This is a genomic window from Streptomyces sp. NPDC093586 (assembly GCF_044764905.1).
Lineage (GTDB): Bacteria > Actinomycetota > Actinomycetes > Streptomycetales > Streptomycetaceae > Streptomyces.
In genome coordinates, this window is record NZ_JBIWJA010000038.1 from 48,091 (window position 1) to 69,698 (window position 21,608).

The window sequence follows — 21,608 nt, forward strand, 5'->3', positions numbered from 1 at the left end:
CCGATGCCGGTCAGCGGCTTCCGGCAGGGCCCTCTAGGGGAACCAGCCCCGAGGGCCCCTCCTCGACCGCGTTCCGGGCCAGCAGCTCCTCGATGTCCTTGTCGAAGGCGGCCTTGATGTCCGTGCCCAGGCGCAGCCACCCGAAGAAGCGGGCCGTCTCCCTGGCCAGCTCCTCGCGCCGCATGCCCGGTGACTCGGACAGGATGCCGAGCAGAGCGACCTGGCGCTCCGCCGGCGGAACCTGGGAGACCTTCTTGCGGTCGAAGTCCGGGCTCGGCGTACGGGCCACGGTCACCTCCCGGCCGGGCAGGTCCCACACGGTGCCGGTCCGCACGGCCTTCTGCTTCTTGCGCAGCAGTTGCAGAGCGTCGCGAACGCTGCTCTGCACGATCTGGCCCGAACGGTCGAGCAGCCATGCACTGCGGACCCGGCCGATCAGGACGTCCTCCTCGACGGGGCCTTCCATCGTGATGATGTGGTGGGCCACCTCGGCCACCACGGTACGCGCTGCGGGGTCGCGCAGATCGATCCGCGGAAGCCCGGCCGCCGTGGACAGGGCGTCCTTCAGCTCGTACAACTCCTCCCACCCCAGAGCACGGTACGGTCGGCTCCACTCCGAGCGGTCGGACTCGGCCACCGGAACGATCGCTATCTCCGCCGGTGCCTTCCGGGGTGCGGGGACCGGTGCGGCCTCCGGCACGGGCGCGTACGGATCGGCCGCGCAGGCGGCCTCGACGGCCTCGCGCAGCCGCCGTTGCGCATCCTTGCGGTTGCGGTACCAGTCGGTGCCCCAGATCCGGTGGAGGTTCCACCCCAGACCGCGCAGGATCTCCTCCCGCAGCCGGTCGCGGTCGCGCGCGGCACGGGACGAGTGGTACATCGCACCGTCGCACTCGATCCCCAGGGCGTACGAGCCGGGAGCTCCCGGGTGCCGGACCGCCATGTCGATCCGGAAACCCGCGACGCCCACCTGGGGCTGCACGTCGTAGCCCCAGTCCCGCAGGACCGCCAGCACGTCCTCCTCGAACGGGCTCTCCGGCGCCGCGTCCGCGTCCGGCGCGGCCGTGGCCAGGACGGCGGGGCCCTGCTCCGCGTACTGCAGGTACCGCTTGAGGTGCTGGACGCTCTTGTTGGTGCTGTCCGGCAGGTCGGCGCCGTGGAAGGACGCCACGACCTCCACCCGGTGCCGGGCGCGGGTGACGGCCACGTTCAGCCGCCGCCAGCCGCCCTCGCGGTTGATCGGGCCGAACTGGGCACGCAGCTTGCCCTGGGCGTCGGGGCCGTAGCCGACCGACAGGATGATCACGTCGCGTTCATCACCCTGCACGGTTTCCAGGTTCTTCACGAAGAAGCCGCCCAGACGGTCCTCGGTGAAGTACTCGTCGAGGTCGGGCCGGGCCTTGCGAGCCTCGGCGATGGCGTCCTCCACGGCATCGGCCTGCGCCTTGGAGAGCGTGACGATGCCCAAGGACAGGCCGGGCCGCGTGGAGAAGTGGTGGATGACCCGCTCGGCCACCAGCTGGGCCTCGCGGACGTTGTCACGCCGGTTGCTGCGGTCGTAGACGCCGTCGGCCTTGAAGAACGCCACACCCACGTCGTGGCCGTCGGTGACCGCGCCCGGGAACACGACCATCGAGTCGTCGTAGAACTCGTGGTTGCTGAAGGCGATCAGGTTCTCGTGACGGCTGCGGTAGTGCCAGCGCAGTGACATCTCGCGCAACACGCCACTGGCCTTGCAGGCGTCCAGGATGGACTCGAAGGAGTCGGGGATCTCCTCGTCCCACTCGTCGTCATCGTCGGCGTCGCCGCCGGAGCTGAAGAACGACGTGGGCGGGAGCTGCCGCGGGTCACCCGCCACGATCAGGGCGTCACCGCGGTAGACGGCGTTGACGGCGTCCTGCGGGAGCACCTGCGACGCCTCGTCGAAGATGACCACGTCGAAACGGAAGTCCGGCGGAAGGTACTGGCTGACCGTCAGGGGGCTCATCATGAAGCACGGCTTGAGCCGCTGGACGACGACCCGGGTCTCGTCCAGGAGCCGCCGCACCGGCATGTGCCGTCGCTGCAGTTTCGCCTGACGGCTCAGGATCGCGGCCTGGCCGGTCGTCGCCCTCCGGGGACGCCGGGCGTTGCAGGCGGCGATCACCGTCGCATGGGCGGCCTGGACCAGTCCACGGTCCAGCCGGCGGTAGCGCTCCACCAGCTGGTCCCGGTCGGTGGCCCGCACCGCGGACAGACGGCTGTCGGTCGCCAGCTGGTGCTCCACCCAGACACGCAGCACGGTACGTTCCACGGCCACCCGGAACAGCGACGCCGGCACGTCGCGCTCCGCCAACTGAGACGGCAGCTCCTCCAGACCGTAGCCGCCCAGCACGTCGCGGGCCTCGGCGGAACGGATCCAGGCGTCCGGACCGTACGGGTCGTCGGACATGCGGTCGAGCAGGGCCTCCGCGGACGGGAACCCGGCCTCCAGCTCGCCGCGGATCTCCGCCGCCCGCGCAGGGGAGAAGTGACCGATGAGCACTTCCGTACGGTCCAGCCAGTCGCGGTTGCGGCGCTTCACCGACGCATCCGGTGCAGTGTGCAGCAGAAGGCGCGCGGCCTCGGGCGCCAGGGGAGCCGCCGCGCCGGTGGCGGAAGCGGTGCGCCTGACGGTGAGGGTCCAGTCCAGGGCACGGTCGACGGTGTCCCGGGACGTGTTGATGCCTTCGTAGAGGCCACCGAGCAGTCGGCGGTGCTCCGCTTCCGACCGCAGGAAGTCCTCCTCGGCGGCCCGTGCGGCCACCACGGCTGCCAGGGAGGCGCGAGCCCCGCTCAACGTCAGCCAGTCGGGGGAGCTTCCCGAGGGGCCGGTGGCACGAGCCACCGCATGGATCAGGGAAGCCGCCTCGTCGAGCGGGTCGAGATGGGCGCGCAACCACGCCATGGCCTCGGCGAGCGAGCGCGCCCGCAGTCCGGAAGCGGCGGGTGCCAGTGCCGGTGCGTTCGTGAAGGTCTCCCAGTCGGCGCACTGTGCCCGCAGACGGGCGGCCGTCTCCAGCAGTCCGGCGACGACGGGGTGCCGGGCGCCGAGTGCGCGGACGAGACCGCTGCGACGGGCAGGGTCCGCGAGGACCGGCCCCGCCAGCCGGTGCGCCTCCGACGCGGCGGCGAGCGCGGCTGCCAGGGCCGCGGTGCGCGGCCGGCCGCCCGGAGCGTAGTCGCCCAGGATCTCCATCGCTTCGTGAGTGGTCGGTCTTGCTCCGGAGGAGCCGTCGTCCGGTGCCGTCAGCCGCAGGGCGCGCCGCAGCAGATCCCCTTCCACCGATGCGCCGTCATCGGGACTCGACAGGTCGTCGAGACGCGTGTCCAGGCCCGCGTACCAGGAGCACAGCAGTTCCCGGTCGTAGGTCTCCTGGGACGCGAACGCCGCATCCTCCCGCTGCGCCGCGTGCGCGCAGGCGACCGCCGTGCGCGCGGAGGCGAGGGTGTGCCCCGCTCCCTCACCGAAGTCCCTGCGGCCGACGGACTGGACGGCGTCGATGAGCCGCACGGCGCTTTCCAGCACCGGCACATGAGCGCGCAGCCACGCGGCCGCCGCTGCCGGTCCGAGAGGCGCCAGGGCGATGCTGTGCGGACGCAGTCGCGGCTCCCGCAGCGCCGCCTCCCACGTGCTCAGCGAGCTCTTCAACCGCTCGCCCCATGCGTGGAGTTCGCTGTCAGGAGCGAAGCCGTGGGCCAGCTGTGCGACGAGCCGGCGGCGGCGGTCCGGATCGGCCACCACCGCCGGGGCGAGCCGGTGGGCGTCCTCGGCCTGGCGCAGCGCACCGTCCAGCGCGTCGAGATCGGGCAGGCCGTCACCGGCGTGCGCGCCGAGCAGCTCCGTCTGCTCGGCCACCTTGGCCCGCACGGCCTGGTGCGCCTGCTGCCAGGCCGCTGCCTTGTCCAGGTCCTGCTGCAGGCCGCTCTGCCACGATCCGCCGATGCTCACCCCGCCGACGAGCTTCCGGTCGGCCCGCACCTGTGCGGAGAGACCCGCCGCGAACCGTCGGCCGTTCTCCGAGAGCCGGCGTACGGTGTCGGCCAAGCCCGCGGTGTGCGGAGTGGCGGGACCGAACACGCCCTGTGCCGCTTGCCGGGCCCGGTCGAGAGCGTCCATGAGGACACGCAGTTCGCCCACGACCTGGCGTGCCCGCGGCAGCACCGCGGGATCGAACCAGGCCTCGGGTGCCCGGTGGGCAGCGGTGGACAGCACGACGAGATCCGCCACCGACCGGACCTCCGAAGCGGTGCCTGGTAGGTCGCAGCCCAGCAGGCTTGCCGCGTCCGCCGCACACCGCGCGGTGTCCTCCAGCATGTCGGCGAGGGCGTCCCAGCGAGAAGCCAGCGCACCGGCTTCGTCCCGGCCGAGAACGGTGAGATCGGCGCCGGGCGGTTCGAGAACACCGAGCGCCTCCTCCGCGGCCTCCGGCTGCCGGGGCAGATGCGACGGCAGGTCCGCCCAGCCTGGCCCGGCGTGCTCCTGCGCGGTGGTGCGCGCCGTGACCGTGCGCGCACGGCGGTCCTCGAACTCACGTACCGCGGCAGTCACGAGGCCGACGGCCTCCTGCTGTGCGGCGGCCAGGCCCTCCGGAGAGAACCACGCCTCCAGCGGACGATGCGGGACAGCGGACAGGTCGGCCAGATAGCACAGGGCCTTCGCCTCGGCCAGGGAGGCCGGTTCGTCGACTTCCAGGAGTCGGGACAGCTCGCGGGCCGAGGCTGTCGCGCCCACCAGGAGGTCGGCCGCACCGGCCAGGTCCCGGCCCAGTTCCTTTGCCTGCGGCTCGGTCAGGCCGGCCAGTTCAAGACCTCGTGGTTGCAGAGAGGCCAGCGCCTGCTCGGTCGCCGCCGGCTCGGCACGCAGCCGCGGAGACACTTCCTGCCAGCGGTCACCCACCAGGTCCCGGGCGGTCTGCTGCGCGCGCCGGACGTGACGCAACGCGTCGAGGAAGGACTCGACCGGACCGGTCACGTCGAGCGCGACGTCGTCGTCGGTGAGCCACCATTCGGGCACTGGGAGCCGCTCGTCCAGCAGGTCCAGCAACCGGACGAGACGTGCGACCTGGCTCGACGTCGTGAACTGCGCACCGTCCGTGTTGAGCGCCTCGTAGCCGCTCAGGGCGGACCGGAGGCCGGCCAGGGCGGTTCGCGTCTCCTCCAGCACCGGGCCGGGGTGCGGCCGGTCCGTGCGCAGTCCGCGCCACGGGAAGCCCGGATCGGCCACCGCCTGCCAGGCGTCGCCGATGGCGTCGGCGGCCATGAGGAGGTTCTCCAGATCGCCTGCCGTGAGGGACGAGGCGTCGAACCGCGCGGAGGCGTTGTCACCGGAGGACGAGAGGTAGGCGACAGGCGCGTCGTCGAGACGGCCCACCCGGCCGATGACGTCGTGCAGCGTACGGCCCAGCGGCTGGCGCACCTCGTTCATCGCCGCGGCGTACGCGGACAGCGCCTCGCGGTCCAGCCGCGCCTGGGCCCTCTCCTGGTCGGGGAGTTCCGTCGCCTGCGGCTGCTCGGAAAGCGCACGGCCCAGCTCCTGGGCGACGGCCTTGCGGCTGGTGTTACGGCTGTGCAGGGCGAAGGCGTAGGAATCCAGCCCGACCGACTTCAGGCGCTGCAGGACGACGTCCAGGGCCGCGGCCTTCTCACTGACGAACAGCACATTGCGGCCGGCGTGCATCAGGCCGGCGATGATGTTGGTGATCGTCTGGCTCTTGCCCGTGCCCGGAGGGCCGTCGAGCACGAACGACCGGCCGGCCACCGCCGCGGCGACCGCCTGCCGCTGCGAGGTGTCCGCGTCGAGGACCAGGGGCGAGTCCTCGGGAGGGGCCAGCTCGTCGATCCGCTCCGACGGCACCTCCTCGAAGTCGAAGCGGTTGGCGGCGAGGGCAGAACCGGGTCCCACCGCCACCGCGCGCACCAGGGCGCTCGCCAGAAGCCGGTCCTCGTTTTCCAGCAGGTCCCGGTACATCGATTCTTTGTGCGAGGCGAAGAGCGACATGACGACCCGCTCCTCCACCTCCCACAGGGACTTGCCGGACACGGCCTTGCGGACGGCCTCCACCACGGCTGTCACATCACGGCAGTCCGTCTCCGCGACCGGTGTCCAGTCGATGCCGAACTGCTCCAGCTTGATGGGCAGGGCCGGATTGAGCTGGGGATCCTCGTCGTCGTTCGCCTGAAGGAGGATCTGACCGGTGGGCGTCCGCACGAGTTCCACGGGGAACAGGACCAACGGTGCCTGGCTGCTGGTGGTGGCCCCGTCCTCGCGCCAGTGCAGGATGCCGACGCCCAGGTGGAGGGTCCACAGGCCGTAGTCGTTGAACACCTGCGTGGCCTTGGAACGGAGGGAGCGCAACGCCCTCTGCAGGGCCGGAGCCGTGGTCTTCTGCGTGACGATGTCGTTCTCACCAGGGGGAGGGCATGCCGATTCCTCCTCGCCTTCCGCAGGCACCTCGTCCGGGAGCGGGGCGAAGTGCAGGGCCCGATTCTCGAGCAGGCCGACCAGGGCCGACGGCGACGGAGCCGACAACTCGAGCGTCGAGGCACGAGTGTGCTTGAAGTTCAGAAGCCGATTGCGACCACTGAGATCCACGAGCGACGTGCGCCAGCCCGCCAGGATCGTCTTGAGACGCTCCAGATCGCTGCCGCCCCCGAATGCACCCGGATTGGTCGTCACGGTTCCCTGCTCTCATGTTGCATTGCTCAGGTCCGGGAGGGGGAAGCGACGGATTTCTCCCAGGGGCACGGTGATGCGGGCAGGCCCGGTGTCTCCGATCGATCCCCCTATGCGCGGCACGTTCGCCTTGTCACACTCGCCCCCCACGGGCGGACGAATTCTATGGTGACGGTGTGGAAATCAGAAGCGGGCCTTGTGGTCACCGCTTCCCAGGTGCTCCATCACCACCTGATGCGCCCGCCACCCGTCCGGGAACTTCGGCGGCACGTCCAGGTACACCGGGCTGCTGCGCGGATGCCGGTCCAGCAGGTCCGTGATGCCCGCACGGGCCACCACCACACAGGCGAAGCGGTGCCGGGAGAGCAGGACGCACAGGCGGCCCGTCTCCAGGTGGAAGTCGGAGGCGTCCTGGCGGCCGGAGAGCGGGTGCCAGACGAGGGTGACGTCGAACTCGCGGCCCTGCAGGCGGTTGGCGGTGTCCACGGTGACACCGGTCAGCCCGAGCGCCGCCAGCCGGGACCGTACCGCCTCCACCTGGACCGTCCGCGCCGCGCCGATCGCGATGCGGGCGGCGGTGAGCGGCTCACCGTTGACGAGAGCACCGCGTTCCAGGAGACGGGCCGCCGTCGCGGCGAGGGCCTCGGCGACCTCCGGGTCGTCGTCCAGGGTGTGCCGGGCCGGCAGCTCCAGCAGCCCCCAGCCCGACTCGGCGGCGCGGGCCAGGACGGCGTCGTGCGGGGTCGGGCGGTGAGCCGCACTGCCGAAGGCGAGGACGCGGTCGGCGGCCTTCGTGCCCGAGATGAAGGGATAGAAGGGGTAGAACGCCTTCTCCACCAGGGGCGCCGCCATCTCCGGAAGCCGCCAGGAGACGGGCAACTGGTGGCGCTCCAGGTCCGCGTTGTGGGCGAGGGTGACGTCGACCGCGTTGCGCAGCGGGTCCCAGGTCAGGCCGTGCCAGCGGTCGGTGTCCACGGTGGCGAACGGGTCCAGCTGGCCGGGGTCGCCGACGAACAGCACCCGGGAGTCCTCGGGACCGAAGAGCGGCGCCGTGGCGAGCAGGGCGTCGGACCGCATCTGATAGGCCTCGTCGACGATCGCCCAGCTCCACGGAGCGCACTTGTCCGGATTCACGTAGGACCACTTCTTGGCCGTGGAGACCACCACGGGCAGGTCCCGCAGCTCCGTGATCTCCTTGCTGCCGGTCACGTTGGCGTGCCGGCGGACGCGCTCGGGGAGCGTGAACGTGCTCGCGTGCAGGCGGCCGAGTGCCAGGTGCGGGTATTCCCGGGCGATGTTGTCGACCAGGTCGTCGACCTGCTCGTTGGTCTGCGCGACGATCATCAGCTGATGACCGGCCGAGGTGAGGTGGCCCGTGGCGCGCTTCACCAGCGTGGACTTCCCTGCGCCCGGCGGGGAGTCGACGACCACACCCCGGCCGGTGGCCGTGTCCAGGCTCGACAGGATGCCCGCGACCGCCCGGTCGGCGAGGACGCCGGGGGCGGCCGTGCGGTCGGCCTCCGGGGCTGTGGTCATTCCCAGATCTCCTCTGCGTCCTCGACGGTCGGTTCGTACGGCTCGGGCGGACCCCCGTGGGTCCACGGCGTGTCCTCCTCGGCGGGCAGGACGGAGGGCATGGCCTTGGGATCGACGGAGGTGTACGTGACGGTCTCACCGACCTCGGCCAGCGTGCCGGGCGGGGCCGGGGGCTTGCGCTTGTTGTTGAAACCGCCGTTCAGCTGCACCAGTACGGTGTGCCCGTCGCCGTCCGGGATCACCTCGACGATCTCGGCCTTCTGGCCGGGGCGCGCCGGGCACTTGATCTCCGTGCCCGGACGCAGGCGTACGGGCAGCTCGCTGCGCACGGTGATCGCCGGACGCCACTTCGGACTACGCGCTCCCGGCAGGAAGCGGTCCTCGTCGCGGGCCACGACCACCCCGCTGAACGCCTCGCCCGTCAGCTCGTACTCCGCCATCACCAGCGGGTCGTCGAACGCCCGCTGCGCGTTGTACCGGGCCATCGCCTCTTCCATGCGCGCCAGGCGGCGGGCCGCGCCGACGGCGTGGTCGCGGCGGGCCTGCGGGCGGCCGTCGTCGTCGAGGTAGGCCGCGTACTCGGCGAACAGCCGCCGGTCGTACGCCCACCGCTCGGGCACGTGGCCGCCCGTGGGCAGTCCGCGCAGCAGCTCCACCCCACGCCACACCAGCTCCCAGGTCGGCAGCATCTGGCCGCGCAGCTCGCGGTCGATCTGACGGCCGACGGCCTCCCGGCCGCGGTCGTCAGCGGTCTCGTCGTACCGGGCCATCAGCTCGTCCAAGGTGCGGTCGAAGACGACGTCCGTCGCCGGACCGGCGGGCGGGTACAGCAGCGGGTCCTCCGCCTCCCGGGCGGCCTCCGCGCCCGTGCGGCCGTCGGGCGGGTCGATCCAGGCGAGCAGAGAAGCGAGATGGGAGTCCTCGGCGGCGCTCTGCCCGGTGGCCCAATGGGCGGCGAGCAGCCGGGTCATGGCCTGCAGCAGACCGGAGCCGGGGAACTCCGCACGATCGGCGAACCAGGTCAGCCACTTCCCGAGGAGGGGCACGGACGGATCCACGGCGTACGGGCCCTCGACGGCACGGAGCCTGGTCAGCCGGCCGAGCAGCCGCAGATACGCGATGCCCTCACCGTTGGGCACCAGGATCTGCGGCGCGCGCAGGGAGCGCAGGCGCTCCTCCTTGTCCGCTCCGCGGCCCACGGTGTACGTCTCCGTCTCCGCCGTACGGCACTCCTCGATGTACGGCAGCAGCAGCGCGGCGAGGCGCTCGACGAAAGCGAATCGCTCGGCCCGGTTGCGGGGCTGCCGTACCGTCAGCAGCACCGGGTGGTCCGGATCGGTGCCGGCCAGCGCGGCGAGCGGCGCGCATGCCTCACCGGCGAGCGTCAGCGGCACCAGCACGAAGGGGCGGTCGTCCAGGTGGTCGTGGCGTACGGTCGTCAGCCGCTCGGCGCGACCCGTCTCGGTGGCCCGCAGGGCGGCCACGGCGGCGAGGGCGCTCATGCGGCACCACCCCGGCGGAGACGGCGCAGTCGTTCCGCGGCGCGCAACTGGATGATGGCCGCGGCCTCGGCCGGGCCCGGTGCGTGGACTCCCTTCAAATACGCGAGAGCGGTACGGGTGGAATCGATCCCCGGGAGCGTGTTGCGTACCGTGCCGCCCAGACGGGTGGGGGAGGCGCAGGCGGTCGCCTCGTCCCGGCAGTACCGCGCCATCTCGCAGAAGGACAGGCAGTCGGGAGTGTAGGAGGCATCCAACGCGCCCACCGAGTCGTTCAGTTCGGCCTCACCGCAGTCGGTGTCGAGAGTCGCCGACGGGGGAAGTGCCTGTGCCAGGTCGTCGGCACGGCGCAGCCGGTCCAGCTGGAAACGGAGTGCGTCGAGTTCCTGACGCAGGTCCACCAGACGGCCGTAGGGGCGGTTGGAGAAGTCCTTGGGACAGATCAGCAGGAACTCGTGGGCGATCTGCGCCGGATCGAGGCCCAGCTGCCCGAAGGTGCGGTGCAGGGCGAGCACGGACACGGCGGCCTGCTTCGCGGTCTGCGCAACGGCCGTCGGGTCGGCCTGCCCGTCGATCGCGGGGAAGGAGCGGATCTCCACCACATAGAACCTGCCGCCGACGCGGTGGGTCAGGGCCTGGGGCTCCAGGTACGCGGTCTGACCGGCGACATCGAGCGTCAGCAGCGGCCGGTCGAGGATCAGCCGCTCGTCACTGCCGGAGGCCAGGCGCTCCAGGAGGCTGCGGGTCTCCTTCGCCCGCAGGGTCAGTGAGTTGTCGCCGCCCACTTCGTTCAGGTCGGTGACGGCGGCCTCCTCGACCGGGACGCCGAGCTGCTCGCGCAGCAGCCGGATGAGTTCCGCGTAACCGCCCCACTTCACCAGGGCCTCGAAGGCCCGCTCCCGGGCTATCGCGAAGGGTGACTGGCCGAACCGCGGCTCGTACCCCATGCGCTGGGCGAGTACGGCTTTGTCGACGCCGGCGGCATCCAGCACGGCGCGGCGGGAACAGGCCGGATTGGCGGTGAGAGCCGTGATCTTGCGTGCGGTGTACGGCTGCGGGGGCCGCGGTCCGCGCAAGGTGGCGAGCCGGTTCCCGGGAAGCTCGGTGGGGTGTTGCGGAGGCATCTTCTCTTCTTACCGGTGTCCTAGCACGGAGGGGGAGGTGTGACGGTGCGGCGGGCGGCGGTCCGGTCGTGCCGTGCGCCGATCCGCTCCTTCGGCCGAGCGTCAGTGGCCTGCTCCGCCCGCGTCGCGCAGGGCGTTGTGCAACGGTGCGGCTCCGAAGAGCTGCTGGGTGTCGGTGAGCTGTGTGCGTGCGCGTTCCGCGGCCGCTCTTCGCCCGGCGTCGTCCGACTCCTGGTGGACCGCGGCCTCCGTACGCGCTGCGGAGATCACCCGCGCGGGATCGAGGTCGTCGTTGTCGTACGCCCCGGGGATATTGAGGGCGAAACGGCGCAGCAGCTGCCAGGCGGCGTCCGACGGAGGGTGGCCGGCCGAGGTGAGCCGCTCGATCTGCTCGGCGGTGCCGACGGCATGGGTGAGGAAGTCGGCGCGCTGGCTGAGCGGGGCGATGATACGCCGCTCCAGGGGCCAGACCGACACGGCCAGCAGGCCGCGCGCGGGGGTGAGCCGGTCGTGGGTGAGCGCCGCACAGATGTAGTACGGGCGGGCGTAACCCTGGGCGCTGAAGGATCGCTCCTCGTCGCGGCGGAGCGAGGCGAGCTTGGTGGCGACGAGTGGCTCGCTGAAGAAGGCCTCGTACACGGAGGAGATCAGTTTCGGCGAGGCCGGCGCACCGAGCAGGGTCAGTGACTGGTGGACCTGCTCCCGGACCGGGACGGCTCCTGCAGGGGAACGTTTCTCCCGTGGTGCGGGCCGCGAGATCGTCCTGCGCGTACCCCTGAAGTCCGCGCTGTGCAGTGGTGACTGCTGGTCCTCGGCGGCCGCTCCGGCGGTCTCCTCGGCGTCCAGTGCCCGCTCCCAGGCTTCCTCCGCCGTGCGCAGTTCACGGCGGAGGCGGGAAGCGGCGGCGTTGTCGCGGGCGCGGCGTGCCTCACGCAGCCGGGCACGCAACTGCGAAAGACGCTCCTCCAGTTCCTCCAGCGATGCGGTCATGTGGTCAGCCTATCGCCCCGGCCATCGATTTCCAAGATGCTCCATGTATTTCCAAAGTTATACGCTGCGCTCGGGCTGTATCGAGCCGCTCGAGCCCTCTGAGAGGGCGACTTCACGCGTTCGGCCCTGCCGTGTTGACGCCGGTCGGCGCCGCTCACTGCGCGGATCACCACCGCTCGTTCCTTCTCGTGCGCCTTGGCTCTCCGTACCCAACCGGTCGGACAACCTCATGGGCTTCCAGATCCCTGCATCTCGGCCCACTCCTGCCGCGGCCCGGCCTCGGCCCGTCCCGGCGACTGGGACCGCGCGGCAGAGCAACCCTGAAGTACGGCACCGTCGCCCTCGTCTCCCTGTTCCTCGAAGTCGGCATAGGTGCGAGCGGCGACGCGGAGGAGCGGACGGCCGACGCGAAGGCCGCCCTCGTCCGACGGTCACCGTCACCGGGACGGACCCGGCCGCCGAGGCCGAGCCCGCGCCGACGGTGGCGGATACCGTGACCGCCGAACCGGAGAAGAGCGAGGAGCCGGGACCAGCGGCCAACTTCTCGGGCGACGGTGAGTATCTCGTCGGCGAGGACACCAAGGTCGGCACCTACGAGACGGCCGGGCCCAAGGGCGAGTGGGGCTGCGCACTGGGAGCGGGCCAAGGGCGCCAGCGGCGAGTTCGACTCGATCATCGCCGACAACACCCTGGAGGGCACCGGCCGGGTGGCCCTCAACAAGGGGGAGTACTTCAAGACCAACCGATGCCAGGAGTGGAAGCGGGTCGGCTGAGGACGCCTTCGGGTCCGGTGCGGCGTCCAGGGCGGCGCGGGCCCACATGTGACGGAATCGTGCACAACCGCAGCGTGATCTCCGGATTCGAAGATCACGTGCTGTCCGAACTCGTGCGGACGAGCGCTCTGTACGTACAGCAAGGAGACGGCCGCCGATGATCCCGGTCGGACGTGAAGAGAACACCCGCAAGGTTCAGACGGCCGCGCTGGGCGGCCCCGACGGACACACCCCCTCTGTTCCTCCCGTACGAGGAACACGCTGTATGCCTGCGACGTCAAGAAGTCGCACTTCGCGCACCGTCCACCCGTCCGATGCACGCGCACCGCGCTCGGTGAGGACAGCGCCGACCACCTCTACATAGGCGAAGCCCTCGTCAAGTGGCTGGGTGGGCAGGGATACATGACGCCGGCGGAGGAATCCCTCAAGGCGCTCCGCCGCATCCTGCGCGACCTCGGCAGCCGGAGGGCCATGGTGACCGCGGAGTAGATCACAGTCGCTCTCAAGGAAGCCGACCGGATCCGACGCGGACTCGACGGGCCGTTGCCGGAAGCGGTCGTTGCGGGGCTGAGACGCTGGTGCGGAAACCTCCGGTGCCGACGACGGGCGGAGAACGGCAACAGCGGGGCACTCCCCGACGCCAGGACACCTGAGTCGGCCGACAGTGCGGTCGAACCTGCCCTCGGCGAGGGGTGAAAAGCCCCAGGCTGGACAGGGAGACTCTGGAGCCGCTCGCTGTCCGCGCTGGTGGCCGGTGCCGACCTGTCGCCGCACTCCCTCTATCGACACGTCCGCTACAGCCTCGGCCGGAAGTGCGTACCGGAGATGTCCCTCGAGGTGCACTGGCGGATGGAGGTGTTCCAGCTCTATCAGCTCTGGCGGCACCGCTGACCCCCGTTCCACCCGGTCCGCGCCCTGGTGGCCGGGCCGGGTGTCGCTCGGTGAGGGCGCTGCATGGAGGGGGCACCACCAGGGGGTCTTGAGTGACGCGTTCCCCTTACTGCATATGATGCGCAAGTGCGCACCACCGACTACACCATCAGGACCGCCACCCCCGCCGACCTCGACGCCGCCCGCGCCGTCATGCTCGACACCGTCTACCGCGACTTCGGCACCGGGTACGTGCCCCGCTGGCACGGTGACGTCATCGACCTGGCCGGTGCGTACCTGACGCCCGTCCGGCACACCCTCCTCGTCGCCGTCGACGAGCGGGACGGCGAGGTCGTCGCCACCGGGGCGCTGGACAGCCGGGGGCCCGCGCACCCGCCGAATCCCCGGCACGTCGCCGAGCGTTATCCCTCCGGCGTCACCGCGCAGCTGCGGCGCGTGTACGTCCGGCCCGAGCACCGTCGGCGCGGGCTGGCGCGGCGGCTCGTCGACGAGTTGCTGGCCTTCGCCGCCGCCGACGGCGGGTACCGCGCCGTGTATCTGCACACCGACCCCGCCGTCACCGGGGCCGAGCCGTTCTGGCGGTCGCTCGCCAAGGTCGTGCACGACGAGCGTGAGGACGCGGGGGGCGGGCAGAGCGTCGTGCACTTCGACGTGCCCATGCCGTAGTCCTGCCGTAGCCCCACGTAGCACTGCCGTGCGGGCGGCACCCGGCGGACTTGTGGAAACCATTTTCATGTAGGCTTTCCCCGCGTCGTTCCCCAGACCGCCTTCTCCACCCCGACCGATCCGAGGACCATGCGCTCCCACCGCCGCTCCCGGCTGCTCGCCCCTCTCCTGCTGTTCCCGCTGATAGCCGGCTGTTTCGCGTCCGGCGGCGGCGAGTCCGCCAAGGGCGGTGACGGCGAGGGCGGTTCACGTCTCCGGGTCGGGCTCGCCTTCCCGCCCGCCGAGAACCTGTCGCCCTACGGTGCCGACGCGACGCTGCTCAGCCGGCTCGGTGTCACCGAGGGCCTCACCGCGCTGGACGCCAACGGCTCCGCCGCCCCCGCGCTCGCCGCCTCCTGGCGCAGGGACGGGGACAAGACCTGGGAGTTCACCCTCCGCGACGCCACCTTCCAGGACGGCAGCGCCGTGACCCCGGCCGCCGTGGCCGACTCGCTCGCCCGCGCCACCGCCGCCAAGCCCGCGCCCGCCGCCCTCGCCGGCGTCACCCTCACCGCGAAGGCCGACGGCGACCGCGTCGTCAGGGTCACCACCGCCGCGCCCGACCCCGTCCTCCCGCTGCGGCTGTCCAGCCCGAGCCTCGCCGTCCTCTCCCCGAAGGCGTACGAGAAGACCGGCCGCGTCGACCCCGTCGGCACCGCCACCGGGCCCTTCGAGATCACGAAGGTGAACGGCGCCACCTCCGCCTCCCTCGACCGCTTCGACGACTACTGGGGCGGCCGCGCCCAGGCCTCCGGGATCGACGCCCGCTTCATCGCCGACGGCACCGCCCGTGCCAACGCGCTGCGCACCGGCGAGCTGGACGTCGCCGAGGCCGTTCCCGTCTCCCAGGCGGCGAGCCTCGACAAGAAGAGCCGCAGGGACACCGCCACGACCCGAACCACCAGCCTGCTGCTCAACTCCTCCACGGGGCCTTTCAAGGACGCCGGGTTGCGTGCCGCCGCCCGCGGCGCGCTCGACACCTCCGTGTTCGCCAAGGACGTGTACGAGGGGTACGCCGACCCCGGGGCCGGCATCTACGGGCCCGCCGTGACCTGGGCCGAGGGCAAGCGGAAGGCACCCGTCGGGCGGGCCGCCGCCGGGAAGGCGGACGGGGTCACCGTCTCCCTCGCCACCTACGACAACCGGCCCGAGCTGCCCGAGGTCGCCCAGGTGGTCAAGCAGCAGCTGGAGAAGGCCGGCTTCACGGTGAAGCTCACCGTGCGCGAGTACTCACGGCTCGAGGGCGACGCGCTGGCGGGGAAGTTCGACGCCTTCGTGCTGGCCCGCAACACCCTCCTCGACACCGGCGACCCGGTCTCCATCCTCGCCGGCGACTACACCTGCGACGGCGGCTACAACATCGCCCAGCTGTGCGACAAGGACGTCGACGCCGCGGTGAAGAAGGCCGAGGGCATCGCCGACACCGCCCAGCGGCAGGACGCCGCCATGGCCGCCGAGGCCCGCCTCCTCGGCACCGACGCCGTCGTACCGCTCGTCCACCAGCGCATCATCACCGGCGTCGGCAAGTCCGTGCAGGGTGTCGTCCTCGACCCGTACGAGCGCACCCTCGTCGGCACCGGCACCCGGCGCTGAGCCGTGCGGCGGCAACTCACCACCGTCGTGTGGCGGCAAGTGGCCACCGTGGTGTGGCGGTTCGTGCTCGCGGCCGGGCTGGTGTGCGGGATCGGTCTGCTGCCGTGGCTGACCCGTACCGACCCGGCGCACACCGTCCTCAAGGCCCGGTCCGCCGACCGTGATCCCACGCCCGAGGTCCTCGCCGACATCCGTGAGCAACTGGGGCTGGACGGCGGGCCGTCGCACCTGCTCGGCCGGTGGCTCGGCGGGCTGGCGCACGGCGACGCCGGGCAGTCGTGGATCTCCGGGAACGACGTCCTGCCCGACGTGCTCCAGGCCCTCGGCGCCTCCCTGCTGCTGATGACGGCCGCCCTCGTGGTCGCCGCCCTCACCGCCGGGGCCGTCTGCGCCCGCACCCTCCGGCTCGGCGCACGGCGGCGGCTCGACGGGCGGCGCCGCGGCGGCACCGTCTCCGCCGTTCTCGCCGCGCTGCCCGAGTTCCTGGTCGCCTCCGTGCTCGCCACCGTCGTCGGGGTGCAGCTGGGCTGGCTGCCCGCGCTGGGCTGGTACGGGCCGCAGTGGACCGTCCTGCCCGCCCTCGCCCTGGGGTTGCCGGCCGGGGCCGTGCTGGGGCGGCTCCTCGACGATCTGCTGCCCGGCGCGTTCGGCGAGCCCTGGGCGCTGGCCGCCGCCGCCCGCGGACTGCCGGGCCGGCGCATCGCCCGGCAGGCGGTGCGCCGGTGCGTGCCCGCACTGCTGCCCAACCTGGGTTTGTTCGTCGTCGGCCTGACCGGCGGCGCCGTCGCCGTCGAGCAGATCTTCGACATACCCGGCCTCGGCCGCACCGCCCTCCAGGCCGCCCTCGCCCAGGACCTGCCCGTCCTCCAGACCTGCACCCTCGCCCTCCTCCTGCTCGCCGCGCTCGCGACCCTCGCCACCCGCCTCGCCGGCCGCCTGCTCACCGGGCCCGCGCTGCGCGACGGCGCCCTGTCCTCCCTGCACCGGCCCGCCCCGCCCGCCCGCGGCCTCCTGCCCCTCCTCCACGGCGGCACCCTGCTCGTCGTCGTCGCCTGCGGACTGGCCCGCGACCCGCTCGCCCTCGACACCGGGCAGCGGCTGCGACCGCCCTCCCCGGACCACCCCTTCGGCACCGACGCCCTCGGCCGCGACCTGCTCGCCCGCGTCGGCCACGGAGCCCTCGACACGCTGCTCCTCGCCTCCGCCATCACCGCCGCCGCCCTGCTCGCGGGCGTCCTGCTGGGGCTCGTACCCCGGGTGTCCGCGCCGCTCGTCGACACCGTCAACGCCGTGCCGCCCGTCCTCGCCGCCCTCCTCGTCACCGCCGTCGCGGGCAGCGGAGCGGCCACCCCCGCCCTCGCCGTGGGCGCCGTGGCCTGGGCGCCGCTCGCCACGCACACCGCGTCGCTGCTGCGCCAGGAACGCGCCACCCTGCACCTCACGGCCACCCGGGGCCTGGGCGCCGGGCGCTGGTACCTCCTGCGCCGTGAACTGCTCCCCGCCGTCCTGCCGCCCGTCGTCCGCCACGCCCTGCTGCGGCTGCCCGGCGTCGCCCTCGCGCTCGCCTCGCTCGGCTTCCTCGGCCTCGGCGCACAGCCGCCGTCCCCCGAGTGGGGCCTGCTCCTCGCCGAGAACCAGCCCTACGCCGAACGCGCCCCCTGGGCCGTCCTCGCCCCCGCCGCCGTCCTAGCCCTGCTCGGTGCGCTCGCCGTCACCGCGGCGGGCGGACTGCGCCGGCCGCGACGACGACCCCGCCCCGCGCCCCCGGCCACCGGCCCGCGGCCCACCGCCGTCGAGGAGAAGGAACCGGCCGGAGCCCGATGACCGCCACCCCCACCGGCCGGCCGCCCGCGAAGGCCTCCGGCCGCCGCGCCACTCCGCTCTCCCCGCTCCTGCGGCTGCTCGTCCTGACCCAGCTCGCCTTCAACATCGGCTTCTTCGCCGTCCTGCCCTTCCTCGCCGAGCACCTGGGACAGTCCGTGGGCATGGCGGGCTGGCTGGTCGGACTCGTGCTCGGGCTGCGGACGTTCAGCCAGCAGGGGCTGTTCGTGGTCGGCGGGGCGCTCGCCGACCGGTACGGCGTCCGGCCCGTCGTCCTCACCGGATGCGTGCTGCGCATCGCCGGGTTCGGGTGGCTCGGGTACGCCGAGCGGACCTGGGCGGTCGTCGGCGCCGTGCTGCTCATCGGGTTCGCCGCCGCGCTGTTCTCGCCCGCCGTCGAGTCCGAGGTCGCCCGGCAGGCCGTCCTGTGGGAGGAGGCGGGCGGCGGGGACCGGACCCGGGTGCTCGCGCTGTTCACCGTCGCCGGGCAGGCGGGCGCGTTCGTCGGACCGCTGCTGGGCGCGCTGCTGCTGGCCGTCGACTTCCGTACGGCGTGCCTGGCCGGCGCCGGCGTCTTCGTGCTCGTCCTCGCCGGACACGCGTGGCTGCTGCCCCAGCACCTCCCCGGGCGGGCCCGCGTCCGGGCCAGGGGCGGGGCGCGGCTGCTGCTGCGCAACCGGCCCTTCCTCGCGCTGTGCTGCGCGTACGGCGCCTATCTGCTCGCCTACAACCAGCTCTACCTGGCCCTGCCCGCCGAGGTGGAGCGGGCCGCCGGTTCGCAGGCGCCGCTGGCCTGGCTGTTCGCGCTGTCCTCGCTGCTGGTGGTGACCGCGCAGCTGCCGGTGACACGGTGGGCGGGGGAGCGGCTGACGCCGCGCCGGTCGATGGTGGCCGGGCTGGTGCTGATCGCGGGCGGGTTCGCCGCCGTCGCCCTCGCCCGGCCCGCCGGGTGGACGGGGACGGGCGGGCTGGTGCCGGCCGCCGGGTTCGTGGTGCTGCTGACCCTCGGCCAGATGCTGGTCGCGCCCGTCGCCCGCGCCTGGGTGCCCGACCTCGCCGAGGACGGGCGGCTCGGGCTGTACACGGGCGCCCTGTCGTCGGTGTCCGGGTTCGTCGTGCTGGCGGGCAGTTCCGCGACCGGCCTGCTGCTGGACAGCGGGCTCCCGGTCGCCGTGCCGTGGCTGGCGCTGGCCGCCGTCCCGCTCGCCGCCGTCGCCCTGCTGCCCCGCGGCCGGCGGACCGGGGACTTCGGGACGGGCGCCTGAACCGGTGCCGGCGCCGTCGATGCCGGTGCTGGGGCCGGAGAAGGTACCGACACCGGAAGAAGCACTGACACGGGAGAAGGCACCGACACCGGCCTCCGTCAGCCGCCGCCCGCCAGCCGCCTGCCGTCCGCCGCCGGGTCACTGGCGGCTGACGGTGCGGGTGACGCCGGCGACCACGGTGGTGGCCAGGATCCAGCCCATGATGATCAGGACGTAGGACAGCGTCTGGTACCAGCCCACGGGGGCGAACGCGTTCTCCTGGCCGAAGGAGATCACCGGCAGCAGCAGGTCGAGGGTGTAGAAGACCGGGTGGAAGTCCGGCGATTCGGCGGGCTTCAGCGCCGGCGGGCGGTGCAGCCCGAACGCGGCCGAGCCGGCCGCGAGCAGCGACAGCAGCCAGATCCCGGCCCGCAGCGGACGGAAGCCGTACCCGACGGTGACGTCCTGGAGGTGCCCCCACAGCCGGCCGTACCAGGGCAGGGTCCGCCGGTGCCGCCGCTGCTTGGCGAGCTGGACCAGCCGGGCCGCGTCGTCGTCGCCGATCCGGCGGTAGGCGGCGGTCAGCTGTTCGTAGGCGTCCGGGGCGTAGCCGTCGGCGTCGCGCTCCAGCATGGGCAGCCGGTGCTCGGCCGGTTCGTGCGGGGTGAGGGTGGTGTAGACGAGACCGCTGACGTGGACCCGGTCCGGTATCATCTCCGGCTCGGCGAAGAGCACGTCGAGCTGGGCACGCCGCAGGTTGAGGGTGCCCCGTACCGGGTGGGAGGCCCGGCGCAGCCACAGCTCCCCGATGACCGCGCTGCTCGCCCGCAGGGCGGGTCCGCCCGGATTGGACAGACAGGCGTACGACAGGTCCACCCGGCCCGTGATCCGGGCGGCGCGCAGGCCGATCCACCCGCGCACCTGGGTGTGCCGCAGCAGCAGATGCCCCTCGACGGTGAGGATCTCGGCGTCGAGCGCCGGACGGCCGTCGTGGGTGAGCTGTGCCCGGCTGAGGTCGATCGATCCGGAGACGGTGGCGCCGGTGAGCCGCAGCTCCCCGTGGGCCCGCAGGCCGGGTGCCCACAGGTCGTCGCCGATGGTGGCCTGGTTGAGCTGGAGGGCGGGACTGCCGTCCTCGGGTGCCAGCAGTTCGGCGTGTCCGAGGTGCAGCGCGCCCGCTATCTGGGTGCCGGCGAACATCAGCCGGCCCCGCACCCGGCAGTCGCTCAGCTGCACCATGCCGTCGACGCGGGCGCCCGCCAGGTCCAGCCCCGGCATCACGGACCCGCGCAGGCTGAGCCGCGGCACCTGGAGGCCGTAGAACCCGGGGCGGTCGGTGAAGTGGCAGTGGCTCATCCGGACCGGGCGGTCGAGCACCGCGTGGGTGAGATCGAGCTCACCGGTGATGCGGGCTCCGGTGATCCGCAGGGCGGATATCTCACCGTCCTCCCGGGGAGCGGTGACCAGCAGGGTCCGCAGGACCCGGGCCCGCAGGGTGCGTTCCGGCCCCCAGTCCCCGCCGTTCGCCGCGTCCTCGCCCGCCTCGGTCCGGAAGTCCACGATCTCGCCGTGGGGGAAGGCCCGCCAGACGCGCGCCTCGGCCGGTGTCAGGTCGTTGATCTCCATCAGTGAGGGACTCTGACCCGAACCGGCCGAGCACGTCAACGCGCTTTCGGGCCGCTTACTTCTTCGCCGACTCCACGGCGTGCCCGCCGAACTGGTTGCGCAGTGCGGCGATCATCTTCATCTGCGGCGAGTCGTCCTGCCGGGACGCGAACCGGGCGAACAGCGACGCGGTGATCGCCGGCAGCGGCACCGCGTTGTCGATCGCCGCCTCGACGGTCCAGCGGCCCTCGCCGGAGTCCTCGGCGTAGCCGCGCAGCTTCTCCAGGTGCTGGTCCTCGTCGAGGGCGTTGACGGCCAGGTCGAGGAGCCAGGAGCGGATGACGGTGCCCTCCTGCCAGGACCGGAAGACCTCGCGGACGTTGTCCACGGAGTCGACCTTCTCCAGCAGCTCCCAGCCCTCGGCGTAGGCCTGCATCATGGCGTACTCGATGCCGTTGTGGACCATCTTCGAGAAGTGACCGGCGCCGACCTTGCCCGCGTGGACGAAGCCGTACGGGCCCTCCGGCTTGAGCGCGTCGAAGATCGGCATGAGGTCGTCGACGCACTCCTTGTCGCCGCCGACCATCAGGGCGTAGCCGTTCTTCAGGCCCCACACGCCGCCCGAGACACCGGCGTCGACGAAGTGGATGCCGCGCTTGCCGAGCTCCTCGGCGTGCTTCTCGTCGTCGGTCCAGCGGGAGTTGCCGCCGTCGATGACGGTGTCGCCGGGCTTGAGCAGCGTCGCCAGCTGGTCGATGACGTGCTGGGTGGCGGCACCGGCCGGGACCATCACCCAGACCGCGCGCGGCCGCTCCAGCTGGGCGACCAGCTCGACCAGGCTGGTGACGTCGGCCTTCTCCGGATTGGTGTCGTATCCGACGACGGTGTGGCCGGCGTTGCGCAGGCGCTCGCGCATGTTGCCGCCCATCTTGCCGAGACCAACGAGACCGATCTGCATGTCAGTGCCCTTCCTTCAGTTCACGGTAGGCGGCCACCAGCGCGGCCGTGGACGGGTCGAGACCGGGCACGTCGGCGCCCTCGGTGAGGGCGGGTTCGACGCGCTTGGCGAGGACCTTGCCGAGCTCGACGCCCCACTGGTCGAAGGAGTCGATGTCCCACACCGCGCCCTGCAC

The 21,608-nt window shown here is 72.5% G+C and carries 13 protein-coding genes and 1 pseudogene; 6 read left to right on the plus strand and 8 right to left on the minus strand.

Going from position 1 to position 21,608, the window contains the following annotated elements:
* Nucleotides 1-10 precede the first annotated feature (10 nt).
* The 5 genes from ACIRFH_RS29715 to ACIRFH_RS29735 all read right to left on the minus strand — a co-directional run bounded on the left by ACIRFH_RS29715 (nucleotide 11) and on the right by ACIRFH_RS29735 (nucleotide 11,843).
* Entirely contained in the window at nucleotides 11-6,697 is a 6,687-nt protein-coding gene (locus tag ACIRFH_RS29715; protein ID WP_403527366.1) for a DUF3320 domain-containing protein, read from the minus strand.
* 180 nt (nucleotides 6,698-6,877) lie between these two features.
* Nucleotides 6,878-8,230 carry an AAA family ATPase gene (locus tag ACIRFH_RS29720; RefSeq protein ID WP_403527369.1) on the minus strand — a complete coding sequence of 451 codons (1,353 nt, stop codon included), beginning with the start codon at nucleotides 8,228-8,230 and terminating at the stop codon, nucleotides 6,878-6,880.
* Complete coding sequence (locus tag ACIRFH_RS29725) at nucleotides 8,227-9,732, minus strand: hypothetical protein (RefSeq protein ID WP_403527372.1); 1,506 nt, start codon at nucleotides 9,730-9,732, stop codon at nucleotides 8,227-8,229. Before ACIRFH_RS29725 ends, ACIRFH_RS29720 begins: the two co-directional genes overlap by 4 nt.
* Complete coding sequence (locus tag ACIRFH_RS29730) at nucleotides 9,729-10,853, minus strand: hypothetical protein (protein ID WP_403527375.1); 1,125 nt, start codon at nucleotides 10,851-10,853, stop codon at nucleotides 9,729-9,731. The genes ACIRFH_RS29725 and ACIRFH_RS29730 overlap by 4 nt, the downstream gene beginning before the upstream one ends.
* A gap of 102 nt (nucleotides 10,854-10,955) precedes the next feature.
* A complete protein-coding gene (locus ACIRFH_RS29735) occupies nucleotides 10,956-11,843 on the minus strand; it encodes a hypothetical protein (RefSeq protein ID WP_403527378.1) in 888 nt (295 codons plus the stop codon).
* 554 nt (nucleotides 11,844-12,397) lie between these two features.
* On the opposite strand from ACIRFH_RS29735, the gene ACIRFH_RS29740 reads away from it, so the two are divergent.
* The 6 genes from ACIRFH_RS29740 (at nucleotide 12,398) to ACIRFH_RS29765 (ending at nucleotide 18,891) form a co-directional block, all read left to right on the plus strand.
* Nucleotides 12,398-12,616 carry a hypothetical protein gene (locus ACIRFH_RS29740; RefSeq protein ID WP_403527381.1) on the plus strand — a complete coding sequence of 73 codons (219 nt, stop codon included), beginning with the start codon at nucleotides 12,398-12,400 and terminating at the stop codon, nucleotides 12,614-12,616.
* A 747-nt stretch (nucleotides 12,617-13,363) separates the two neighbouring features.
* The gene (locus ACIRFH_RS29745; protein ID WP_403527384.1) at nucleotides 13,364-13,507 is read left to right on the plus strand and encodes a hypothetical protein; all 144 of its coding nucleotides are present in this window, start codon (nucleotides 13,364-13,366) and stop codon (nucleotides 13,505-13,507) included.
* Between the two features lie 126 nt (nucleotides 13,508-13,633).
* A complete protein-coding gene (locus ACIRFH_RS29750; RefSeq protein WP_403527386.1) occupies nucleotides 13,634-14,173 on the plus strand; it encodes a GNAT family N-acetyltransferase in 540 nt (179 codons plus the stop codon).
* A gap of 129 nt (nucleotides 14,174-14,302) precedes the next feature.
* Nucleotides 14,303-15,805 carry an ABC transporter substrate-binding protein gene (locus ACIRFH_RS29755; protein WP_403527388.1) on the plus strand — a complete coding sequence of 501 codons (1,503 nt, stop codon included), beginning with the start codon at nucleotides 14,303-14,305 and terminating at the stop codon, nucleotides 15,803-15,805.
* 39 nt (nucleotides 15,806-15,844) lie between these two features.
* Nucleotides 15,845-17,629, plus strand: coding sequence for an ABC transporter permease subunit (locus tag ACIRFH_RS29760; RefSeq protein ID WP_403527391.1), 1,785 nt, complete (start codon nucleotides 15,845-15,847; stop codon nucleotides 17,627-17,629).
* Nucleotides 17,626-18,891, plus strand: coding sequence for an MDR family MFS transporter (locus tag ACIRFH_RS29765; protein WP_403527394.1), 1,266 nt, complete (start codon nucleotides 17,626-17,628; stop codon nucleotides 18,889-18,891). Before ACIRFH_RS29760 ends, ACIRFH_RS29765 begins: the two co-directional genes overlap by 4 nt.
* Before the next feature lie 138 nt (nucleotides 18,892-19,029).
* On the opposite strand, the gene ACIRFH_RS29770 is transcribed toward ACIRFH_RS29765, so the two are convergent.
* From ACIRFH_RS29770 to ACIRFH_RS29780, 3 genes and pseudogenes are all read right to left on the minus strand, one after another.
* Nucleotides 19,030-20,496: a membrane-associated oxidoreductase gene (locus tag ACIRFH_RS29770; RefSeq protein WP_403527397.1), complete on the minus strand. Its 1,467-nt coding sequence runs from the start codon at nucleotides 20,494-20,496 to the stop codon at nucleotides 19,030-19,032.
* Between the two features lie 55 nt (nucleotides 20,497-20,551).
* Complete coding sequence (gnd, locus tag ACIRFH_RS29775) at nucleotides 20,552-21,433, minus strand: phosphogluconate dehydrogenase (NAD(+)-dependent, decarboxylating) (RefSeq protein WP_403527400.1); 882 nt, start codon at nucleotides 21,431-21,433, stop codon at nucleotides 20,552-20,554.
* 1 nt (nucleotide 21,434) lies between these two features.
* Nucleotides 21,435-21,608 (minus strand): annotated as a pseudogene (locus tag ACIRFH_RS29780) (glucose-6-phosphate isomerase); the annotation flags it as partial.

Bases quoted from the DNA above. Each gene is read 5' to 3' on its own strand.
- ACIRFH_RS29765 (WP_403527394.1), top strand. From the start codon at position 17,626: ATGACCGCCACCCCCACCGGCCGGCCGCCCGCGAAGGCCTCCGGCCGC.
- ACIRFH_RS29770 (WP_403527397.1), bottom strand. From the start codon at position 20,496: ATGGAGATCAACGACCTGACACCGGCCGAGGCGCGCGTCTGGCGGGCC.
- gnd (WP_403527400.1), bottom strand. From the start codon at position 21,433: ATGCAGATCGGTCTCGTTGGTCTCGGCAAGATGGGCGGCAACATGCGC.
- ACIRFH_RS29735 (WP_403527378.1), bottom strand. From the start codon at position 11,843: ATGACCGCATCGCTGGAGGAACTGGAGGAGCGTCTTTCGCAGTTGCGT.
- ACIRFH_RS29730 (WP_403527375.1), bottom strand. From the start codon at position 10,853: ATGCCTCCGCAACACCCCACCGAGCTTCCCGGGAACCGGCTCGCCACC.
- ACIRFH_RS29755 (WP_403527388.1), top strand. From the start codon at position 14,303: ATGCGCTCCCACCGCCGCTCCCGGCTGCTCGCCCCTCTCCTGCTGTTC.
- ACIRFH_RS29720 (WP_403527369.1), bottom strand. From the start codon at position 8,230: ATGACCACAGCCCCGGAGGCCGACCGCACGGCCGCCCCCGGCGTCCTC.
- ACIRFH_RS29725 (WP_403527372.1), bottom strand. From the start codon at position 9,732: ATGAGCGCCCTCGCCGCCGTGGCCGCCCTGCGGGCCACCGAGACGGGT.